The following is a 2,440-nucleotide window of genomic DNA, read 5'->3' on the forward strand; positions in this document are numbered from 1 at the left end:
CACCAGCACCCCGCGAGCAGCACGAATTTCAAGCGCAGATTTTGAAGGTGAGAGGGATGCTCGCCCTCCCTGCATAGCTGCTTGCACAAAATGTGTTTGCGCATCGCACAGCCTTTAGCCATTAAGGCTGAAGCTGATGGACGCGATGGTTTCGTCCCAGTTGCATCGCAATCGGCTGCTCCCCTCTGGAGGTTTTGACCTTCACACCTAAAGGGCCCTCGGTTTTCCGATGGTTCTATTTTTTGGTGGTGCAACGTCATCCTTCGTCACTGTGCGGAACGCGGCGTGATCGCCGCTTCAGCCCTCAGGCTTTGGGTGTCATTTCTGCCTGACTGTATCGACCCCTCCCGACAAAAGTCTGACCTTTGCCAGCCGTCTGCGGGCAAGCGTTCGCGCCAAAAGTTCAAAGCCGCGTCCGTAACATTCAACAATGAAAGACAGCGTCATCAGATCGAGCAGAAAGTCGTCGATCGCATGTGTGAGCGCATCAGGCCCTTGTTCGAATTGAAGTAGCAAGGCGCGCGCCTCTTCGATCGCGGCCCGGCAATCGTGGGCCTCTATCAGTGCCTCAAGCCTGTCAAGGATGTGCAAGCGTCCTCACTCTCCCCAAGCCACACTCAGCCGCATCGGACGCCGCCGGTGAGTGAGTTTTCAACGAAAGAACATGGTCGCGTCTCGCAAAAAGGCATCGCTCGGCAAAGTGCCCGTTGATGAAGCATGCCGCGTCAAACCACAAGCAAGAATCCGGGCTCCACCCAGATGAAGTCTTCCAAGGCGAGTCGAGCCGGCTCGGGTCTGCGTCTCGGCCGAAAAATGCTGCTCAGAAGAACTGCGGCCGCATTCGTCGGAGGCAAAAGAGTTTCTCTCAATTTTGCCAGCCGCCACTGTTCAGTCGAGATTACATGCGAGACGGCCGATAACGCAAAGCAAAGGCCCGCAAGAATGAGTAAAGCAGCTGGATCAGTTGAAGATTTGGCTGCACCAAAGACCTTTGCGCCCCTCGTGCAGCCGACCTTTCGTTCGATCTGGCTCGCCACCCAGGTCTCTTCTCTCGGCTGGCTGATGCAGACTGTTGCCATCAGCTGGCTGATGGCAACGATCTCGACTTCCGATCTGATGGTTGCGCTGGTCCAGGCGTCATCGAACCTGCCCGCGTTCATCTTGTCAGTATTCGCGGGGGCTCTCGCCGACAATTTCAGCCGTCGCCGGGTCATGTTCGCCGGCCGCTGCCTGATGGTGATAGGATCTGCAATGCTGACGGCGATTGTGGCGCTGGGCTTTGTCAGTCCGTGGATGATCCTCGGCTTCAGCTTCCTGATCGCATGCGGGGGTGCTCTTCACGATCCCGCCTGGCAGGCCTCGGTTGGCGATATCGTCGACCGCCGCGATGTCCCGGCCGCCGTCACCCTGCTCTCCGTCGGCTTCAACACGGTCCGGACCGTCGGCCCGGCACTGGGCGGCATCGTGGTTGCCTCGTTTGGGCTTTTGGCAGCTTTTACCGTGACCACCCTCACCTATTTGGTCCCTTTGGGCACGATATGGCGCTGCAAGTGGAAGGTTCGCTCTTCGCCTCTCCCGCGTGAGTCGATGAGAACGGCGATCTATGACGGGCTGCGCTTCACGGCGATGTCTTCGGAAATCAAGGCGGCGATCGCACGCGGAACGCTGTTTGGCCTGGCAAGCATCGCCATTCTTGCACTGCTGCCGCTGGTTGTCCGTGATCATCTGGGAGGCGGACCGCTCGCCTATGGCACGCTCATGGCCGGCTTCGGGACGGGGGCCGTCTTCGCCGGCATCTCCAACGGCACATTCAGACGGAGCTTGTCGCAAGAACGTCTGATGAAGCTCGCGTGCGTCGCCTGCGCGGCCTGCTCCCTCTCCCTTGCACTGACCTCTTCGATTGCGGTGGCCGCACTTGCGCTCGCCTTGGGCGGCGCGGGGTGGGTCACCGCCTGGTCCGGGGTTGGCGTGAGCGTGCAGCTGGCGAGCCCGCGCTGGGTCGTGGGGCGCACGATTTCGATCTACTATGCATTGATAGATGGCGGCATCGCGACCGGCAGCTGGGTATGGGGCACTGTCTCCCAAAACCATTCCCTGACCTTGGCGCTAGAGGGTTCCGCTGGAGCGCTGCTGCTCGTCGCCGTGGCTGGCGTGCTGTTTCCTTTGCGCGAGCGCCACGAGTCCGAGCCCGATCCTTTGGAGGAATTCGACGCCCCGGCTGTCGCTCTCAATTTGAAGCCGAGAAGCGGTCCTATCGTGGTCAAGGTCGAATATCTGATAGCCGAGAGAAATGTCGAGGCCTTCCTCCAGCTCATGCGGCAGCGCAGGCATATCCACAGCCGCGTCGGTGCTCGGAACTGGACGCTTCAGCGCAACCTGCAGAAGCCCATGCAATGGACAGAGACATTCCGCACGCCGACCTGGACGGACTACCTTCGCC

At 60.0% G+C, this 2,440-nt stretch carries 2 protein-coding genes; one reads left to right on the forward strand and one right to left on the reverse strand.

Annotated elements, in window-relative coordinates:
- Positions 1–318: 318 nt before the first annotated feature.
- Entirely contained in the window at positions 319–591 is a 273-nt protein-coding gene (locus tag EOC06_RS35910) for a hypothetical protein (RefSeq protein ID WP_095488749.1), read from the reverse strand.
- Between the two features lie 351 nt (positions 592–942).
- Between EOC06_RS35910 and EOC06_RS35915 the strand changes: the two genes are divergently transcribed.
- Positions 943–2,440: MFS transporter (locus EOC06_RS35915; protein WP_164898955.1), on the forward strand; the 1,498-nt coding region annotated here is incomplete at its 3' end.

Origin of the sequence: Mesorhizobium sp. M7A.F.Ca.MR.362.00.0.0, from assembly GCF_004023175.1 — a bacterium.
GTDB lineage: Bacteria > Pseudomonadota > Alphaproteobacteria > Rhizobiales > Rhizobiaceae > Mesorhizobium.